This is a genomic window from Candidatus Villigracilis proximus (genome assembly GCF_016717045.1).
GTDB classification, from domain to species: domain Bacteria; phylum Chloroflexota; class Anaerolineae; order Anaerolineales; family Villigracilaceae; genus Villigracilis; species Villigracilis proximus.
Genome location: NZ_JADJUO010000036.1, coordinates 50,641 through 66,724 on the forward strand (window position 1 = coordinate 50,641; position 16,084 = coordinate 66,724).

Genomic DNA, 16,084 nt, shown 5'->3' on the forward strand with positions numbered 1-16,084 from the left:
GAAGGATGAAGGATAAATAAAAGGCGAAAGAGGTTTACACCGCCTTTCGCCTTTTCACTTCTTACTTTTTACTTCTCACTCTTATCACTTACTTACGCTTCCACTTTTTGTTTGGATTTTTTCACGGGTGCGGCTTCGGTCTGGAATGTGATCTTATTATCCTTCACATCCACCAGCACCATCACGCCATCCTTGAATTTACCGCCAAGCAACTCCACTGAAAGCGGACTCTCGACATATTTCTGGATCGCGCGGCGTAATGGGCGCGCACCGAAGGCGGGATCAAAGCCTTCCTTGGCAAGCCAATTACGGGCGGCATCGCTGAGTTGAACTGTAATGTCATGTTCGTTCAAACGGTCTTGTACTTCCTTCATTTGCAATACCACGATCTCTTCCATTTGTTCAATGGTGAGCGGCGAGAACATGACGGTTTCATCCACGCGATTGAGAAACTCAGGGCGGAACGCACCCTTAAGCGCCTTCTCGATCTTATCGTGCATGGCGCGTTCATCGTCGTTTGATTTTTGGGTGAAAAAGCCGAGGGTGCCGCCTTTTGTCACATATTCAGTGCCCAGGTTCGAGGTCATGATCAGAACCGTGTTACGGAAATCCACAACTTTGCCCTGACCATCTGTCAGGCGGCCGTCATCCAAAATTTGCAGCAAGGCATTCCACACTTCAGGATGTGCCTTTTCGATTTCATCAAACAACACAACGCGATACGGACGGCGGCGTACGGCTTCTGTCAACTGGCCGCCTTCTTCATAACCAACATATCCGGGAGGCGCGCCGAACAAACGGCTGACCGTATGCTGTTCACGATATTCAGACATATCAATGCGGACGAGCGCATCTTCGTCATCAAACATGAACCAGGCGAGCGCTTTTGCCAGCTCGGTCTTTCCCACCCCAGAAGGGCCAATAAAAATAAAGGAGCCGATCGGCCGGGACGGATCTTTCAGCCCGGAGCGTGCGCGGCGAATGGCATCAGAGATGGCATGAATGGCTTCTTCCTGACCAATGATGCGCTCATGTAAACGCGCTTCCATGTGCAGTAATTTTTCTGATTCGGTTTCAAGCATTTGATTAACCGGAATGCCCGTCCACTGATGCACGACCGAAGCAATATCATCAACATCAACCACTTCATCAAGTTGATGTTCAGTTTCCCATTTTTCGCGCTTTTCAATGTATTCAGTTTCAAGGCGCAAACGTTCGGCTTTCTTTTGAGCAGCGCGTTCATAATCACGTTCCAAACCGGCCTGCTCTTCTTCGGCACGCAAACGGTCCACATCGGTTTTCATGCCCTTAAGGTCAGGAGGCATGGAATACAAAGCCACACGCACCTTGGCAGCGGCTTCATCAATTAGATCAATCGCTTTATCAGGCAAGTGACGATCTGTCACATAGCGGTCAGCCAAACGCGCAGCGGCGGTTAAAGCCTCATCAGAAAAATGGACTTTGTGATGCGCTTCGTAACGGTCACGCAAGCCGTGCAGCATCTTGATCGTATCTTCAACACTTGGTTCATCTACATGAATGGGCGCGAAGCGTCTTTCAAGCGCGGCATCTTTTTCAATATGTTTATGGAATTCATCCAGCGTAGTGGCGCCGATGCATTGCAACTCACCGCGCGCGAGCGCCGGTTTGAGCATGTTACTCGCATCCATCGCACCTTGCGCTGCGCCTGCGCCGACAACTGTATGCAGTTCATCGATCATCAGGATCACATCACCTTTAGCACGCTGCACTTCATCCATCACGGCCTTGAGACGTTCTTCAAATTCACCTCTGAAGCGCGAACCGGCGATCATGGCACCGAGATCAAGCGCCACCACTTTTTTGCCTGAAAGAATTTCAGGCACGTCATTGTTGGCGATCTTCTGTGCGAGTCCTTCGGCAATGGCAGTTTTGCCCACGCCCGCTTCACCGATCAAAACGGGATTGTTCTTGGTGCGGCGCGAAAGAATCTGGATGACTCGCAGAATTTCCTTATCGCGGCCAATGACCGGATCGAGCTTTCCCTCACGGGCGAGCTGGGTTAAGTCTCGAGAATATTTTTCAAGCGTGCGGTATTTTGTCTCGGCTTGCGGGTCAGTGACTCGCTGTCCGCCGCGCAGGTCTTGAATTGAATCATAGACACGGTCGCGGGTCAGGCCGGCGCTTTCGAGAATACGGGCTGCGGGTGTATTGCGCTCTGTCAGAATCGCAAGAAAAATGTGCTCGGTGGAGATGTACTCATCTTTCAGACGATTTGCTTCCTCGTTGGCCAGATCAATGATCCGCTTGACACGAGGCGTGATAAATATCTGCCCCGCGCCGCCGCCGAAAATATTCGCCTTCGGGCTGGCGCGCAAAGTGGCATCCAGTCTTTCGGTCAGAGCTTCGGCGCTGACACTCAGTTTTTCAAGGATTTGGGGAATGACTCCGCCCGGCTGTTCGATAAGCGCCAGCAGAATGTGCTCGGTATCAATTTGGTTATGGCCGTAGCGCTGAATGATCTCAGCCGCACGCTGCGCAGCCTCCTGCGCTCTTTCTGTAAATCGGTCAAATCTCATCATGGGAATTTATCCTTTCTCCATTCAGACCTGACAGGTCTCAAGAGAACCGGGTGGGCTGTCAGTTTCTGATGGAGACCTATCAGGTCTCATACTATGAAAAGCATTATAACAAAAGCCGGATTGGCGGGCTGTATGTGGGGTGTAAGAGGTATGTTAGATTTTGGGAGAGGGAAAATATTGTCAAAATCAAAGCGGAGGCGTATAGTTGGTTGATATAGGGCGGTTATTTTGTGCGTGCCCCGAACAATCATCCATTTTTTATATCAGGTAAATTCATGGGATGAAATCTGAAATGAAACTTACCGTTCCCGTGTCCCCATTCATAAGTTAATTGAAGTTTTTGAGAAAAACGCAGGCTGATATTTTTTAGATATGTTCTTTAAGGCCCCGGGTTGGGGTGAGAACAACCTGTAAAACCCACGCAAAGCCACAAAAAATAATAGGTGTTTAATTTCTGTCAATCCAAGCCGCTGTACTTTAACCTTTGAGTACAGCAGATTTGAAAATAATATAAAAGTGGAGGTTACAAATGAATAAAAGAATATTAAATCTGATGATCGCCCTGCTCCTGCTGTTGGGACTGGTTTCCTGTACCGTGGATTCCCGGCTCAACATGAAGTTCGCGCCTAAAGTGGGTGATGTCTATCACATCAACATCATCATGGATCAGGAAATCAAGCAGACCGTTTCCGGTCAGGATTCGACCATTAACCAAAAGCTTGGTTTCGGTTTTTCGTTAACCGCCCGCGAAGCCGACGAAGCCGGCAACACCTGGGTCGATGTGAAGTATGAGTGGGTGCAACTGGATCAAAAGAGCGACATGGGAAATGTTGTATATGATTCACGCAACCCCACGAACGAAGACAATCCGCTGGTAACCGGCTTCAAAGTGCTGGTCGGAAAAGGATATTCAATGAAAATGTCCCCCGATGGCGAAGTGCTGGAAGTGACCGGTATCGACACAATGATCTCAGATATTCTGAAAGAGGTTGGCGTCACTGACGAGCAGTTGATCGCTCAAATGGAACAGCAGTTCAAGGAAAAATACAGCACCGATTCTCTTAAGGAACAGGCCGGTAACATGGTCATCAATTTTCCAGATGAACCAATCGAAATCGGCGACAGTTGGACTTCCACCGTGTCTTCCTCCAGCCTTGTGCCGGTTAATGTGGAAACCACTTACACACTGATATCCTACGAAAACGAGCTGGCAACTGTCAACGTGGTTTCAGTCATCAGCCAGGACGCAGAAGGCGCCGAAACGAATCTGGGACCCTACAAGGTGCGCTACAATCTGTCTGGCACTCAAGAAGGCACCATCACCGTGGACACAAAAACCGGCTGGTCTGTAAACTCGACCATCGACCAGGCCATAGCAGGCGACATGACCATGATCATCAACGATCAGGAGATATTGGTTCCCATGTCCATTACCAGCCATGTCACTGTGGAAATGATTGGTCAATAACTCTCATACAGCCTCAGAATAAAACAGCAGGATCATGGAGATAAACGTGATGCAGCAATTAAAAGAAAAATTGGATCGGGCATTTAAGTTAACGCATGATCTTGTAATACATCTTGACGAAACTTCCTTGAACCTGGATCTACCAAATCTGCCATCCAACCGAATCGCGGGTCAATTGTGGTGCATTGTCGGTGCTCGTGAAAGTTACACCAAAGCAATTGAGATGAGCAGTTGGAAAGGATTCTCGTGCAACCTGTCAACACCGCGCGTTAAGCAATCTGTGCTCACCGCTCTGGAAGCAACACATAAGCAAATGAGAAAAATTGATTTCACTACTTTGACTGACGCACAAATCGAATTTGCGTTCAACCTCCTTGAACACGAAATCCAGCATCATGGTCAACTTATTCGTTTTGTCTATGGAAATGGACTTACCTTCCCGGATAGTTAGAACAAGAGATACACAGTGTAAATACAGAGAACGTCTGGATAAGGAATATTTACCGCAGAATTCATACGCTTCCCCTGGCACCGCCCGCCAGAACAGGTGTGTGAACTCTGCGACTCTACGGTGAGAAATAATTGATACTGACCTCTTGCAAATTCATTGTGAAACGAGGGAGAGGCCGGGTATAGTTTTTTGTGGTTTACAGCGTGTTACTTTGCAAGAAGTCGAATATCGTTTTCAACGATAAAACAAGGGCTATAATATCTTCAATGGCATCCATTACCATCCCCGCGCGCGCAGAGGCACACCCCAACCTGCGTCCACTTAATATTTTACGTGACCTGCCCGCCGTCGCAGACCTGATTGAAACCTGTTTCTCCAGCACCATGGATAATGAGGGCCGGCGGTACGTGCAAGATATGCGCCGCGCAGGAAACGACAACTCATTTATCAAATGGACCAACCGCGCCGCCGAAACCACGTCACTGCCCCTAAGCGGATACGTTTGGGAGGAAAACAGCAAGATCATCGGCAACGCCAGCCTCGTCCCATTTAAGCACAACAAACAGCGCATCTATCTTATTGCAAACATCGCCGTGCATCCCGATCATCGCCGCAAAGGAATCGCGCGCGCCCTTACCGAACGCGCCATGCATCACGCCCACGAAAAAAAAGTAAACAACATCTGGCTGCACGTCCGTGAAGATAACCCGGGCGCAATAGACCTCTACACCAAACTCGGATTTATCGAACGCGCCCGCCGCACCTCATGGCAGGCAAATACCGACTCTCACGCCACAATGCCGCAAACCGACATTGTCCTCACAGGCCGACATCCAAACGATTGGCAGATTCAACTCAACTGGCTTTCGCGCATCTACCCCGAACGTTTGGCCTGGCACCGCAACTGGAGCTTTACCTCCCTTCGGCCCGGTTTTTGGAACTGGCTATATCTACTCTTCGTGGATATCAATATCCGTCAATGGGCGGCAGCCAGAAACAACCAAATGCAAGCCGCACTGGCGTGGATCCCCTACGGGCGTGGCGAATCTCTTTTCGCCGCAACAGGCGAAAGGTCAGACCCTGAAGCGTTAACTGCGCTATTAATTCAAGCCCGCCGCGACTTATCCAATTCATTCCCAACCCTTGCGCTCGAATTTCCATCCGGAGAATTTGACGGCGCAATTCAAGCCGCAGGATTCAAATCACTGCGCACATTGATCTGGATGCAGGCAACTTCATAATTGTTTTTGCGTATTTAAAAAAAAGGAGTACAAATGACAAAATTTATTATTCGTTGGGCGATCAACGCGGTCGCTTTGTATGTGGCAGTTCTGGTTGTGCCGGGCATTGCATTACGCGGCACCTGGGTTGATGTCTTATGGCTGGCACTCATCTTTGGCTTGTTGAACGCGCTTGTGCGTCCATTACTAAAATTTCTCACCTGCCCTTTGATCATCCTCACCCTGGGGTTATTCACCCTCGTCATCAACACGGGTATGCTGATGCTCACCAGCAAGATCGGACAGTCGCTCGGCTTCGGCCTCAGTGTAGACGGCTTCTGGCAGGCGTTGTTGGGAAGCCTGGTCATCAGCCTGGTCAGCGTGGTGATGAGCATCATCTTCCGCGATGAGTTAAAGGGTAGAAAAAGAGAATAAAAAAATAAAAGATAAAAGAGGTTTGGCATTATAATTTGCCAAACCTCTTTTATTGCTAATAACATTTAATATGCAACCCCAATTAATTTTGTATTACAAAAATCAGGCGGGAGATAAATGCGGGCAATAAAAAACCGGTCCGTTGACGATAAAGAAAACACCATCCCAATTCAAAGTGAGGAGTATTAATGGATAAAGTTTTTGCGCTCATCACATTACTACTCTGTAGTTATCTCCTCTTGCGCATCATCAAACCATCAGGCATCGTGGAAGCCGTGCTGGCTTTTTTTTGCATTTCCAGCGCATGTATCATTGCATGGGGATATGCACTTTCCGCCCTCAATCACTTAAGTAATCTATCCTTTTGGGGCGGCATCGGCGCAGTCAGTGCCGCCGCCATCTTTCTCATTGCACTCTTTTTGAAGGTTGACCTCACCTCATTCCACAGACGTCCTGCGCTTGCGATAGGCGCAATAAAACAGGAATACGCCGCCGCGCTGAAAAACCATCCGTCTTATATTAAGGGGATCCTGTTGCTTTTAACCCTTACCACACTGGTCATTGGCGTAACAAATTTATTACTGGCAATAACCCTCCCCCCGCATGAATGGGATAGCCTGACCTATCACCTCCCCAGAATGGCTCATTATCTTCAACAAAACAACTTAAATTATTTTGAAGCGAATTACTGGGCTCAAATCATACACCCTAAAAATTCCACCCTGCTTTTGTTATACACATTTCTGACGTTTGGTCATAATGAAAAGTTAATGCAACTGGTCCAATATTTTTCCTGTTGGGTTGTGGCTTTTGGCATTTACGGCATCACAAGAAAAATCGGACTCGACCAGATACAGGCGTATTTCTCGGCCCTGATTGGCTCATTGCTGATCGATTCGATCATGCAGGCTACAACCACACAAAATGATCTGGTCATCGCCGCCTATTTTGCCACGACAACCTATTTTCTGTTTGCATTCAGAGAAACAAGAAACTGGAAATATCTTTTATGTTCTGCTCTGGGTATTGGTCTTGCATGCGGCACAAAGGCTTCTTCATTTCTCATCATACCTTCCATTCTACTAATTGCACTGGCTGTAACTCGAGCCGATGGCAAACCGGCAGTCTGGCTAAGGAACCTTTCAATTTTTGGCGCATCTGTTATCCTGGCATTTTTCCTCTTTACCGTCCCTGCCGGCTACATTGAAAATTATCGTTTATTTGGAAATCCAGCCGGCAGCGAGGATGTCAGCAGTATGCATTCCTTCACCGGAAAATCCATAAGCTATATATTGCGCGGCGGCACATATAACATTCTTCGCTATGGTTTCGATTTTCTTTCATTGGATGGGCTCCCTCCGATAACTTCTGTAAATCAGGCTCAATATGTTTTACGTTTTATTCCACAGCAAATATTATCCGCATTGAACGTCAATCTGGAGACTGCAGAAGCAACAAGTTTTGCGCCCTTTAAATATGACAGGCTTCCACAGGGGAAGTATTGGGGAATTTTTGGTTTCGGATTTCTATGGATCATAGTATTTTTATCCCTATCACGAATCATTAGACATCCTGATTTTTTTCTACTCTCCCTTGCCGTCGTATTTTTCTCCATTATTCAGGCATATAGCGGACCCTATAATGCAGCAGGCGGCAGGTATTTCACAATATGCGCCATATTTGCGGCACCCCTTGCTGGAATTTTTCTTAAATCTAAAAATCGGGCAATTCAAGTGTATCTCACGGCAATTGTCCTGGCGGGCTGCATCTCCGCACTAGCCGCCACGGAACAAAAAATAATATTTGTTTCAGAAATCAACCCGGGAAAAGTGGAATATAAATCCATTTTTCAAATGGATCGAATTGAACAAATTACGCTGGGCAATCCCAGATACTACCAACCTGTTGTAGTGTTTGAATTTCTGGTTCCTGCGGACGCAAAAGTGGCTGCGTTCCTATATCCAAACACATTTGAATATCCGCTGTTCGGAAAATATCTTGGCAGAACCATTATTTCGATCAATTCATTTCACAAAGGACTACAGCCCATCCCAGACGATGCCCAGTTTTTATTATATGCAAATGGATACCCCTGCGCTTTACCCTCCGATAAATATCTGGGCGCAGACTGGTTTTTAAGAAAACTATCCACAAACAACCGAGATTGCCCTTTATCCCCGGCGCCTTAATTGAACAAAACACAGGCGGCGCAATTTACCCACCCACTATTTTCTCAACTTCAAAGCTTATAAAAAACAGCATTGAAGAGGATAACACCATGAAAAATAATTCACTCTGGTCAAAAATCTTACATCAACCGGCAGCCTCCGCCGGGCCGTATCTTCTGTTCTTTCTGATTCTGGCAATTGGCGTCATAGCCCGTTTATGGGATTTTCGCAGCCTGCCACCGGGCTTAAATCCAGACGAAGCATCCATCGGTGTTGAAGCATATTATTTATATACCTACGGAATAGACCGATATGGATTGTCATATCCGGTTCATCTAATTTCATGGGGCAGCGGACAAAATGCACTTTATGCGTATCTCATCCTGCCACTGGTTGCATTAAAGGGATTAAATCCCATGTCAATCAGAATCCCCATGCTTCTTGCAGGTATTCTATCCATTCCGCTTATGTATTTCGCGGGCAAAAAGTTATTTGGAGAAAAATTTGGCCTGCTCGCCATGTTCCTGATTGCAATTTCGCCCTGGCATATTGTCAACTCGCGCTGGGCTGTTGAATCGAATATTCTTCCGTTCGTATTTCTGGCAGGCTTCACACTTTTTCTTTATTCAAATCAAAAAAATCATGGCTTCCTGTTTGCAAGCATGTTCTTTGCCGCATCCCTATATGCGTATGGAACAGCTTATGTGGGCGTGCCCATTTTCCTGCTGCTCACACTTCCTGTTTTGATCTACACAAAGCAGATCACCATCAAACAGGCAATCACAGGGCTGGGTGTTTTTTCATACTCACCCTTCCCATTGTATTATTTATTATCGTCAATACATTCCAGCTTAATCCAATTCATATTGGGCCTGTCACAATTCCGCGCCTGCCGGTGCAGGCACGCTATGAAGCGATGGCGGCTGTCTTCGGCAATTCCCCGCTGCGCACGATGATGGAAAACATCAGCATCATGTTGAAACTACTTTGGAAGCAAGAGGATGCCTTTCCCTGGAATTACGTCAAACCATTTGGGTATTTTTATACAATTACATTCCCTTTTGCCTTGATCGGTCTCTTTTTGACAATCCCTCTAAAATCAAGCGGTGAAAAGAAAAGCAGACAGTGGTTTGTTCTAGCCTGGATGATCGCATCAATTGCGATCGGAACGATTCATCCGACAAATCTAACTCGCCTTAACTTTATATTCACGCCCATCCTATTTTGCATCGCACTCTTCATCCTGGAATTAGACAAGCGCATAAAATATTCCCTGACCACTTCAATTCTGGCATTATCCATTGGATTTGTGCTATTCACTCAGGCATATCATGGAGAGGAATATCAAAAACGGGCAAGCGCTGTATTTAACTCGGGGATTATTCCCGCGACAAATTTCGCAACCGAAAAAAAGCAAGTCCTCGATCTGTTTCACTGAATCAACATACGTTTATTACATCTATGTCTTATTCACCCAAAAGATGCACCCGTCAGAATACATCAACCATATCGAATGGCTATACCCTGATTACTCCAACAACCCAACTGACCCGGCAAGAACTCCGCGCGAAATTGGACGGTATCATTTCCGGCTTGCAGATTGCAGCGAAGACCCCGATGCGGCATATATTCTGCTATTAAAAGAATCTCCACCCATTGAGAACATTAAATACAAATTCAAAAAATTTGATAAATATATTGTCTATCTGCCAAAGCCATAACCATGCTAATAAATATAGGGAGCAGAAGTTTCCATGATCGTATGGATCAACGCAGCGTTGTTCAGCATTAACAACGCCAGAAAAGCAATCAAAAGGATTTGAAACCATTTATACGCAAACAGATTCTTCCACGAGATCCCCAGCAACAAGACAACGGCATACGTCCAGTTTGGAGAGTAGAGGAATAACTCCTTGCCATATCTGAGATGAAGCAGCAGATTAAATGCAACACATCCCAACAAGGAAAGAGTCAAACGTATGTTTTGCGACTTGAAATCCTTCACAAAGAAAATCGCGGCGACGGCCAGCAGCGCAGCCCAAACCCATCCAGTGACAGATTGTAGCGGCGTGCTGTACTCGCTGATCGTGTAATCTTCAGCACGATAGAATCTGAATTGCGTAAAAGGGATATCTTTATAGGAAAGAAGCGGGCTCGGCGCAGCGATATTATTAAACAAAAATGCGCGAACAAGTGCCTGCCCACGATTAAGGGAAACCACACGCACATTTTGTTCTTCAGCCAAAAAGCTGGATGGAACAAAAAAATACGGGTTGGCATTTGGGTAAAACAGGTTACTGACCAATGTCAACGAGATCACCAGCATCACAACCCCAAACCCATACTTAAAAACAAACTTGAAATTTGGTCTTGCGCCAAACAAAGCGATCACAGTCTGCGCAAAATTTGTGAGCGTGATTCCCATCGTCACAACACCCACCGAAACCAGCAAAGGCAAAGAGACATTCCCTTTTTGCATCAGCACAAAAAAGAATAGCGTCGCGACCGCTAAAAAAATATAGGTTTCAATCAACGAACCAAATATCAAATGCGAAGTTGAGATACCCAGTAGAAACGCCATGATCAAAGCGGCTGTCCTGTTTTGAAGCACATCCTTCATAAATATCCATGCCAGAAAAACACAGACAGCCCCCGCAAATGCAGTCAGTGCAATCGCGGCAAAATACATATTGCCATTTAAAAAAACTGAAAGCAAGGTGACACCCGGTTTAAGGATCAATAACGCAAGAGGATGAACCGAACGCCAGTAAAAATCCTGCCAGAAATCTGTTGTCAACCGGTAACGCCAGATAAAGCCATCTGCATCAAAGAAAATATCATCCACATCAAAACCGGTAAAATTTAAGATGGAGCCGATCAAAAAATATAATCCAAAAAACAGGGAAGAGAGAATCAACCCTGATACATTCCCGCGGACAAAGCTGGCAATTTTATTTTGAAAAAGAAAACGATTTAAAACGGGTTCCTGCAAACGATACAAAGTCCATGCCAACCAGGGCAGGGAAACCAAACCGGCGAGAAGAAACAAAAAAATCCCGTTCCCTTCAAGTAAAAAAAGATTCATATTAAATAATTTCGGAAACTGCCAACCCATTTTGAATATCATCCCCTGAAAAACAAACAGCAAAACAACCAAAGATAAAAACACCCAAAAAGAACCGGCATCTTTTTGCATGGAACGTTTCGCCCGATCAACAAGGTAATAAAAAATCACACCAAATATCAATTGAAAAAACACGGCTATTAGAGCGACCTTATAATAACCGGCATAAAAGCCATCAAGAAAACCTGTCACGAAAAAAGATGTGACTCCGGCAAGCAGCCAGCTCAACAACAAATGAAAATGTTCCTTCGCTTCAATTTTTTCCTGAAGAAAAGGCACTGCCGGAAAGATCAACGCTAAAAAAATCGTGGTCAACGAAACTACGTTTACAACCAACTGCCACGGAGAAAAAATCGCATCGAAACACTTGCAATCATCGCCGCAAAAAAGCCAGCCCAAACATCAGCGGCAGCGAAGAAATCTCCACCCGTTTTATTTTATTGAGCAGAGAATAGACGATGAAAATTAGTGCAAAAGCAGGAACAGCCACAAGGGAAAATTTATCCAACAGGGTGTATGCCTGATCGCTAAAATATGGAAACGCAAAGGCAAATGCAAATGATGATCCAATCAAAACACTTGCGGCAACCCTGAAGATAATGGACAAAGAAAATTTCATGGAATCATTCCTTGTAGTGCAAAAATCTCTACTTAATGAATTTCAAAGCTGAAACATTTTACGCGGCGAACAGCCCGCATCAAACCGACGGGGAACCTGCTTCATCATCCCAAACATTCGCGGCGCGAAGAGGATGCGCATCCACATCAGCCACCCTGACCGATAAACGGTGATACCGTTTCAAAGACAAACTGAAAGAACTGAAACTGGTTATATGCAAGCAAAATTAAGAACACGAGCAAACCGCCTTGAAATAAACGATACCTGGCCAGCGGCGCAAGGGAAAATGCGACAAAGAAGATCAGTGCATACGCCCAGTCTGGTGAGTATAAAAATGGTTCATAACCATAGTTAAGATGCAGTGCAAAATTAAACAGGACACTTAATGCAAAGGCAAACGTAATATCCACTTTGCGGGTGCGAATGAGATTCCGCAAAAAGAATATACTCGCCGTTAAAAACAGGACTGCCCAAGCCATGACCAGAAGATTTCCAAGCCCATTATAGGAACTGTAGGAAAATACTTCAGGCGCGATCTTGAAAAAATTAAAACGCGGAAAAACGCCGCCCACCTCCCGGCCAAACACATAAGGCTGCGGAGCAATGACTGTGTACAGCAAAACCGTGCGAACCAGCAAAAGGACACGTCCAATGGCTCTCCAGGCCGGCTGCTGAAAAATGGAAAAGGCAAACTCCTCTTCAGCTTGCGCATCGGAAAGCAAAAAAAACAATTTAGCAGATGGATACCAGGCCGCATGGATCAGGCTGAGCAAAATACCAAAAGAAAGCGTCAATGCGCCAAAACGAAAAACATCCTTTATCAAGCCGCCAAAATCCCTCCAGGAACGGGGAGTGGAACGGGAAAATAAAGAGACAACAAAACCAATAAAGTTTTGAACAAAATTGGTCAGTGTGATGCCAAAGGTGAGCAGGCTTATTCCCACCAAATAACCGGATGAAGAATCTTTTTGAGATTGAAGCACAAGAACAAAGCCGATCAGCGCCGCGGCAGAAAAGATATAAGTTTCGATGACTGAGCCAAAGAAAATATGCGCGGTACACAAGCCGAGCAGGGAAGCGATCAACAAGGCATATATAGGTTCATGAAATTGCCGCTTCACGAACAGCCACGCCATAAAAACACATAACGCGCCCGCCAGCGTATTGATCAAAATGGATGAAAGCCCATAATTGCGGGTCACTACATTAAACAGCCAGCCAAGCGGACGGAAGATAAAGTAGGCAAATGGATGCGGTCCACGCATTTCGAGGTGATCGCCATCCGGCGCAGAGATACGCTGCATCCATGAGTAATTATCAGCATCCAGGTAGTTATCCACGGTGTCTATGGTTGGGGAGTTAAGTTTTAAACCAATAAAAGTATAGAGGGCGAAAAAGGTCAACGCGAGCAATATACCCGGCAGATTCTCCCGTAAAAAAGACAAGATTGAAACGCCGTTGAGTTTCTTGTTTACGCTAAGTAAAATATCCGAGTGGATTGACTTTGCAGTATTCCCCAAAAATGAAAAAATTAAATATCCCAGTGCGGCAGTTGAAAATGTAAGAAGAAGAACTTGATCCATCACCGGACGATCACTTAAATTCAGAAAAAAGAAATTGAACGCGAAGGCGATTGTCAACGCAAACAGGGTGGTGAGGAAAAGTCTACGGGTCAGATTCATTTTTGGCGTTTGTTTCACAAATGTACCACCACTGTCTGAATGAGAGTCTAAATTTTCACATTCACAATTCTGGCTGGGCGGCAGGAATACAGGATTCTATAACAGAGACAGGCGTGAAATGTTGGGATACAACTTCTCACGCCTGCGCTCTTAAAAATCGGATTACTAAATTACGGACGAGTTCGAGGAATTCCGTCCATTCTTCTTCAAAAAATGAACGGTGACGTTGTTCAGTTCAACATGATAGGTCACTTCGCCATCCGGCTCTTCCGCTTTCCAGGCGATGTAGTTTTCAGATTCTGCGATTGTGGTGGTTTTGGGTTCGTTGTTACTCATGGGATTCTCCTAGGTTTGTATATGGCTGTATTTATTAAAGCGGGCGCTGGAGCGCCCGCCGCACTCACAATGTAAAAGGGCCGGTCATGCCGTTTTTTTCGCTTCAAGCCCAGGTTACGAAAGAAGCGGCGGATTGAAACGAGGAATCTTGATCCGGGTGGAGGTGGCTGTTGATGCTGTTCCTCTTCGGGCCAGGGATTTAAATCCAGCATTTTGCGCATGGTGTATTTCCATAAAAGCGCGGCAGTGGCGAGAATAGGAGCGGCAACTACCACGCCGAGAATTCCAAATATGTTCGCGGCGATAATGGCGGCGACCAATACCGCAGCGGGGTGAACTTTTAGCGCATCTGAAAGGATGCGCGGTGAAACAATGTTGTCGAAGATCTGGTCAATAATGAGCGCGATGATCAGGACGAGTAATGAGTAGTAAAAAGGTGAAAGATCAAATAATTTGTATACCTGAAAATATGTGACGAGGACAAGGATGATCCAGTTGACGGCTGGGCCAACATAGGGCACGAAACGTGCAAGGCCGGCAAGGAAGGCGAGACTGATGGCGTAATGAACGCCGAGGACTGTTAGTACGATGGAGTATACAATGACGGCCAGAAAGAAAATAATGATTTGTCCGCGCAGGAAGGCATTCCAGGTGCGGCCCAATTCACGGGAGAGGCGTTCGAAATCAAGGGTGTAGTTGGGAATATCAACGGTGATAATGCGGTCACGCAGGCCGCCGCTTTCGGCGAGCACAAAGTATGAAACGAGGATGACAAATAATGTCCAACCGAGAAAGTTGGCGGCTCCTCCGGCAACAGTGCTGACCAATGCGCCGGTGCGGCTTAATAATGGCTGCACCATGCCAAGCACCTGACTACTCACTGCGCTTAGATCAAGCGCGCTGAAATCAAATTTGAAGGGACCGAATTGATATACCTTGCCGGAGATGCTTGCGATGAGCTGCGGCAGGGTTGTGATGGCATCCTGTACGATAGTGACCAGACTTTGCACCTGCTCCACCAGCCCTACTCCACCGAGAGTGAGCAAACCAAGTAAAAGGATGATCACAATAAGATAGATCGTCGCGACGGATGCATTCCATGAAAAATGCAGTCTGCTCTGAAAAAAATCAGCGAGCGGGTGAAATAGATAAGAGAGCACAAGTGCGATCAATAAAGGTGTAATGACAAATTGGAATTTAACCAATAAGGCGCCAACGATCACGACAATGGTGAGTGCGACGACGAGTTTTGTGTTTGTGCCCCATGTGGGGGATGCTGAATTGTGGGATGGGGTCATATTTTTTCCGTTTTCATGCAAAGAATCCTTAAATCGATTCTATCAAAGATAAGTGATTTTACAACATTAAACAAAAAACCTGCGAGTTTGGCTCGCAGGTTTTTGAGCATTGATTTACTAACAACCCGAAATAAAGGGAAAGAAAGTACACCAGCGGTAGGTGGCATCTATCCACCAGAAGAAACTGATGCACATGCAAAGAAACAGAAGAATAGCGACGCCAATAAAGATGGGGGTCATATTGGTCTTTTTCGCAGGAGCCGGTGTGGAGTAGGCTGGAGTGGCAGCAGGGTTGACATACACTTGCTGCTGGGGTGCAGGTTGTGCGGCGACGGGCGGCGGAGTGACGCGGGCAGACCTGCGCGGCGCGGCCATGGTTGCGCCGGGATCCATATTGATCGCATCATACATCAACACAATCTGCTCGCCCAAAGAGACGACATCTCCAGGTTTGAGAACGACAGGACCCGCAAGACGTTGACCGTTTACAAAGGTGCCATTAGTGGAGCCGAGATCTTCCAGCACATACTTGCCGCCTTGAAATGAAAGGCGCGAATGTTTACGAGAGACTTCTGCATCGTTAATGGCAACGCCATTGGAGGCATCACGCCCAATGGTGAGTTGGTCTCCTTCAAGAGGATAGGTCACACCCGGCGTTGGGCCTGACCGCATTACGAATTGAAACTGAGACATCTTCTTCCTCCAAAGATACGATAATTAAT

General features: G+C 46.3%; 15 protein-coding genes. 8 read left to right on the forward strand and 7 right to left on the reverse strand.

The annotated features are described in order from the left end of the window. Window positions 1-92: 92 nt before the first annotated feature. A complete protein-coding gene (locus IPL71_RS23855; RefSeq protein ID WP_345326336.1) occupies window positions 93-2,558 on the reverse strand; it encodes an ATP-dependent Clp protease ATP-binding subunit in 2,466 nt (821 codons plus the stop codon). Between the two features lie 532 nt (window positions 2,559-3,090). On the opposite strand from IPL71_RS23855, the gene IPL71_RS23860 reads away from it, so the two are divergent. The 8 genes from IPL71_RS23860 (at window position 3,091) to IPL71_RS23895 (ending at window position 10,024) form a co-directional block, all read left to right on the forward strand. Next, on the forward strand, window positions 3,091-4,029 hold the full coding sequence (locus tag IPL71_RS23860) for a DUF6263 family protein (RefSeq protein WP_345325994.1): 939 nt from the start codon (window positions 3,091-3,093) through the stop codon (window positions 4,027-4,029). A 49-nt stretch (window positions 4,030-4,078) separates the two neighbouring features. After that, window positions 4,079-4,480: a hypothetical protein gene (locus IPL71_RS23865; protein WP_345325995.1), complete on the forward strand. Its 402-nt coding sequence runs from the start codon at window positions 4,079-4,081 to the stop codon at window positions 4,478-4,480. Between the two features lie 266 nt (window positions 4,481-4,746). Further along, window positions 4,747-5,721, forward strand: coding sequence for a GNAT family N-acetyltransferase (locus IPL71_RS23870; protein ID WP_345325996.1), 975 nt, complete (start codon window positions 4,747-4,749; stop codon window positions 5,719-5,721). Between the two features lie 33 nt (window positions 5,722-5,754). After that, on the forward strand, window positions 5,755-6,135 hold the full coding sequence (locus IPL71_RS23875; protein ID WP_345325998.1) for a phage holin family protein: 381 nt from the start codon (window positions 5,755-5,757) through the stop codon (window positions 6,133-6,135). A 188-nt stretch (window positions 6,136-6,323) separates the two neighbouring features. Continuing rightward, window positions 6,324-8,324 carry an ArnT family glycosyltransferase gene (locus tag IPL71_RS23880; protein ID WP_345326000.1) on the forward strand — a complete coding sequence of 667 codons (2,001 nt, stop codon included), beginning with the start codon at window positions 6,324-6,326 and terminating at the stop codon, window positions 8,322-8,324. 89 nt (window positions 8,325-8,413) lie between these two features. Further along, the gene (locus tag IPL71_RS23885; RefSeq protein WP_345326002.1) at window positions 8,414-9,259 is read left to right on the forward strand and encodes an ArnT family glycosyltransferase; all 846 of its coding nucleotides are present in this window, start codon (window positions 8,414-8,416) and stop codon (window positions 9,257-9,259) included. Next, on the forward strand, window positions 9,220-9,741 hold the full coding sequence (locus IPL71_RS23890; protein WP_345326003.1) for a hypothetical protein: 522 nt from the start codon (window positions 9,220-9,222) through the stop codon (window positions 9,739-9,741). The genes IPL71_RS23885 and IPL71_RS23890 overlap by 40 nt, the downstream gene beginning before the upstream one ends. A 43-nt stretch (window positions 9,742-9,784) precedes the next feature. After that, window positions 9,785-10,024 carry a hypothetical protein gene (locus IPL71_RS23895; RefSeq protein ID WP_345326005.1) on the forward strand — a complete coding sequence of 80 codons (240 nt, stop codon included), beginning with the start codon at window positions 9,785-9,787 and terminating at the stop codon, window positions 10,022-10,024. 5 nt (window positions 10,025-10,029) lie between these two features. Here IPL71_RS23895 and IPL71_RS23900 read toward each other — a convergent pair whose 3' ends face one another. The 6 genes from IPL71_RS23900 to IPL71_RS23925 all read right to left on the reverse strand — a co-directional run bounded on the left by IPL71_RS23900 (window position 10,030) and on the right by IPL71_RS23925 (window position 16,055). Beyond that, on the reverse strand, window positions 10,030-11,742 hold the full coding sequence (locus IPL71_RS23900) for a hypothetical protein (protein ID WP_345326007.1): 1,713 nt from the start codon (window positions 11,740-11,742) through the stop codon (window positions 10,030-10,032). Window positions 11,743-11,800: 58 nt separating this feature from the next. Then, a complete protein-coding gene (locus tag IPL71_RS23905; RefSeq protein ID WP_345326009.1) occupies window positions 11,801-12,046 on the reverse strand; it encodes a hypothetical protein in 246 nt (81 codons plus the stop codon). A 146-nt stretch (window positions 12,047-12,192) separates the two neighbouring features. Further along, window positions 12,193-13,746: a hypothetical protein gene (locus IPL71_RS23910; protein WP_345326011.1), complete on the reverse strand. Its 1,554-nt coding sequence runs from the start codon at window positions 13,744-13,746 to the stop codon at window positions 12,193-12,195. Between the two features lie 147 nt (window positions 13,747-13,893). Beyond that, window positions 13,894-14,064, reverse strand: coding sequence for a hypothetical protein (locus IPL71_RS23915; protein WP_345326013.1), 171 nt, complete (start codon window positions 14,062-14,064; stop codon window positions 13,894-13,896). Beyond that, window positions 14,061-15,362 (reverse strand): AI-2E family transporter, encoded by a 1,302-nt coding sequence (locus IPL71_RS23920; RefSeq protein ID WP_345326015.1) that lies wholly within the window; start codon window positions 15,360-15,362, stop codon window positions 14,061-14,063. Before IPL71_RS23920 ends, IPL71_RS23915 begins: the two co-directional genes overlap by 4 nt. A gap of 117 nt (window positions 15,363-15,479) precedes the next feature. Then, window positions 15,480-16,055: an FHA domain-containing protein gene (locus IPL71_RS23925; RefSeq protein ID WP_345326017.1), complete on the reverse strand. Its 576-nt coding sequence runs from the start codon at window positions 16,053-16,055 to the stop codon at window positions 15,480-15,482. Between the last annotated feature and the right edge of the window lie 29 nt (window positions 16,056-16,084).

Coding starts and splice junctions, on each gene's coding strand:
- IPL71_RS23885 (WP_345326002.1), top strand. CDS start 8,414: ATGAAAAATAATTCACTCTGGTCAAAAATCTTACATCAACCGGCAGCC.
- IPL71_RS23865 (WP_345325995.1), top strand. CDS start 4,079: ATGCAGCAATTAAAAGAAAAATTGGATCGGGCATTTAAGTTAACGCAT.
- IPL71_RS23870 (WP_345325996.1), top strand. CDS start 4,747: ATGGCATCCATTACCATCCCCGCGCGCGCAGAGGCACACCCCAACCTG.
- IPL71_RS23880 (WP_345326000.1), top strand. CDS start 6,324: ATGGATAAAGTTTTTGCGCTCATCACATTACTACTCTGTAGTTATCTC.
- IPL71_RS23855 (WP_345326336.1), bottom strand. CDS start 2,558: ATGAGATTTGACCGATTTACAGAAAGAGCGCAGGAGGCTGCGCAGCGT.
- IPL71_RS23905 (WP_345326009.1), bottom strand. CDS start 12,046: ATGAAATTTTCTTTGTCCATTATCTTCAGGGTTGCCGCAAGTGTTTTG.
- IPL71_RS23920 (WP_345326015.1), bottom strand. CDS start 15,362: ATGACCCCATCCCACAATTCAGCATCCCCCACATGGGGCACAAACACA.
- IPL71_RS23895 (WP_345326005.1), top strand. CDS start 9,785: ATGCACCCGTCAGAATACATCAACCATATCGAATGGCTATACCCTGAT.
- IPL71_RS23890 (WP_345326003.1), top strand. CDS start 9,220: ATGGCGGCTGTCTTCGGCAATTCCCCGCTGCGCACGATGATGGAAAAC.
- IPL71_RS23875 (WP_345325998.1), top strand. CDS start 5,755: ATGACAAAATTTATTATTCGTTGGGCGATCAACGCGGTCGCTTTGTAT.
- IPL71_RS23915 (WP_345326013.1), bottom strand. CDS start 14,064: ATGAGTAACAACGAACCCAAAACCACCACAATCGCAGAATCTGAAAAC.
- IPL71_RS23925 (WP_345326017.1), bottom strand. CDS start 16,055: ATGTCTCAGTTTCAATTCGTAATGCGGTCAGGCCCAACGCCGGGTGTG.
- IPL71_RS23860 (WP_345325994.1), top strand. CDS start 3,091: ATGAATAAAAGAATATTAAATCTGATGATCGCCCTGCTCCTGCTGTTG.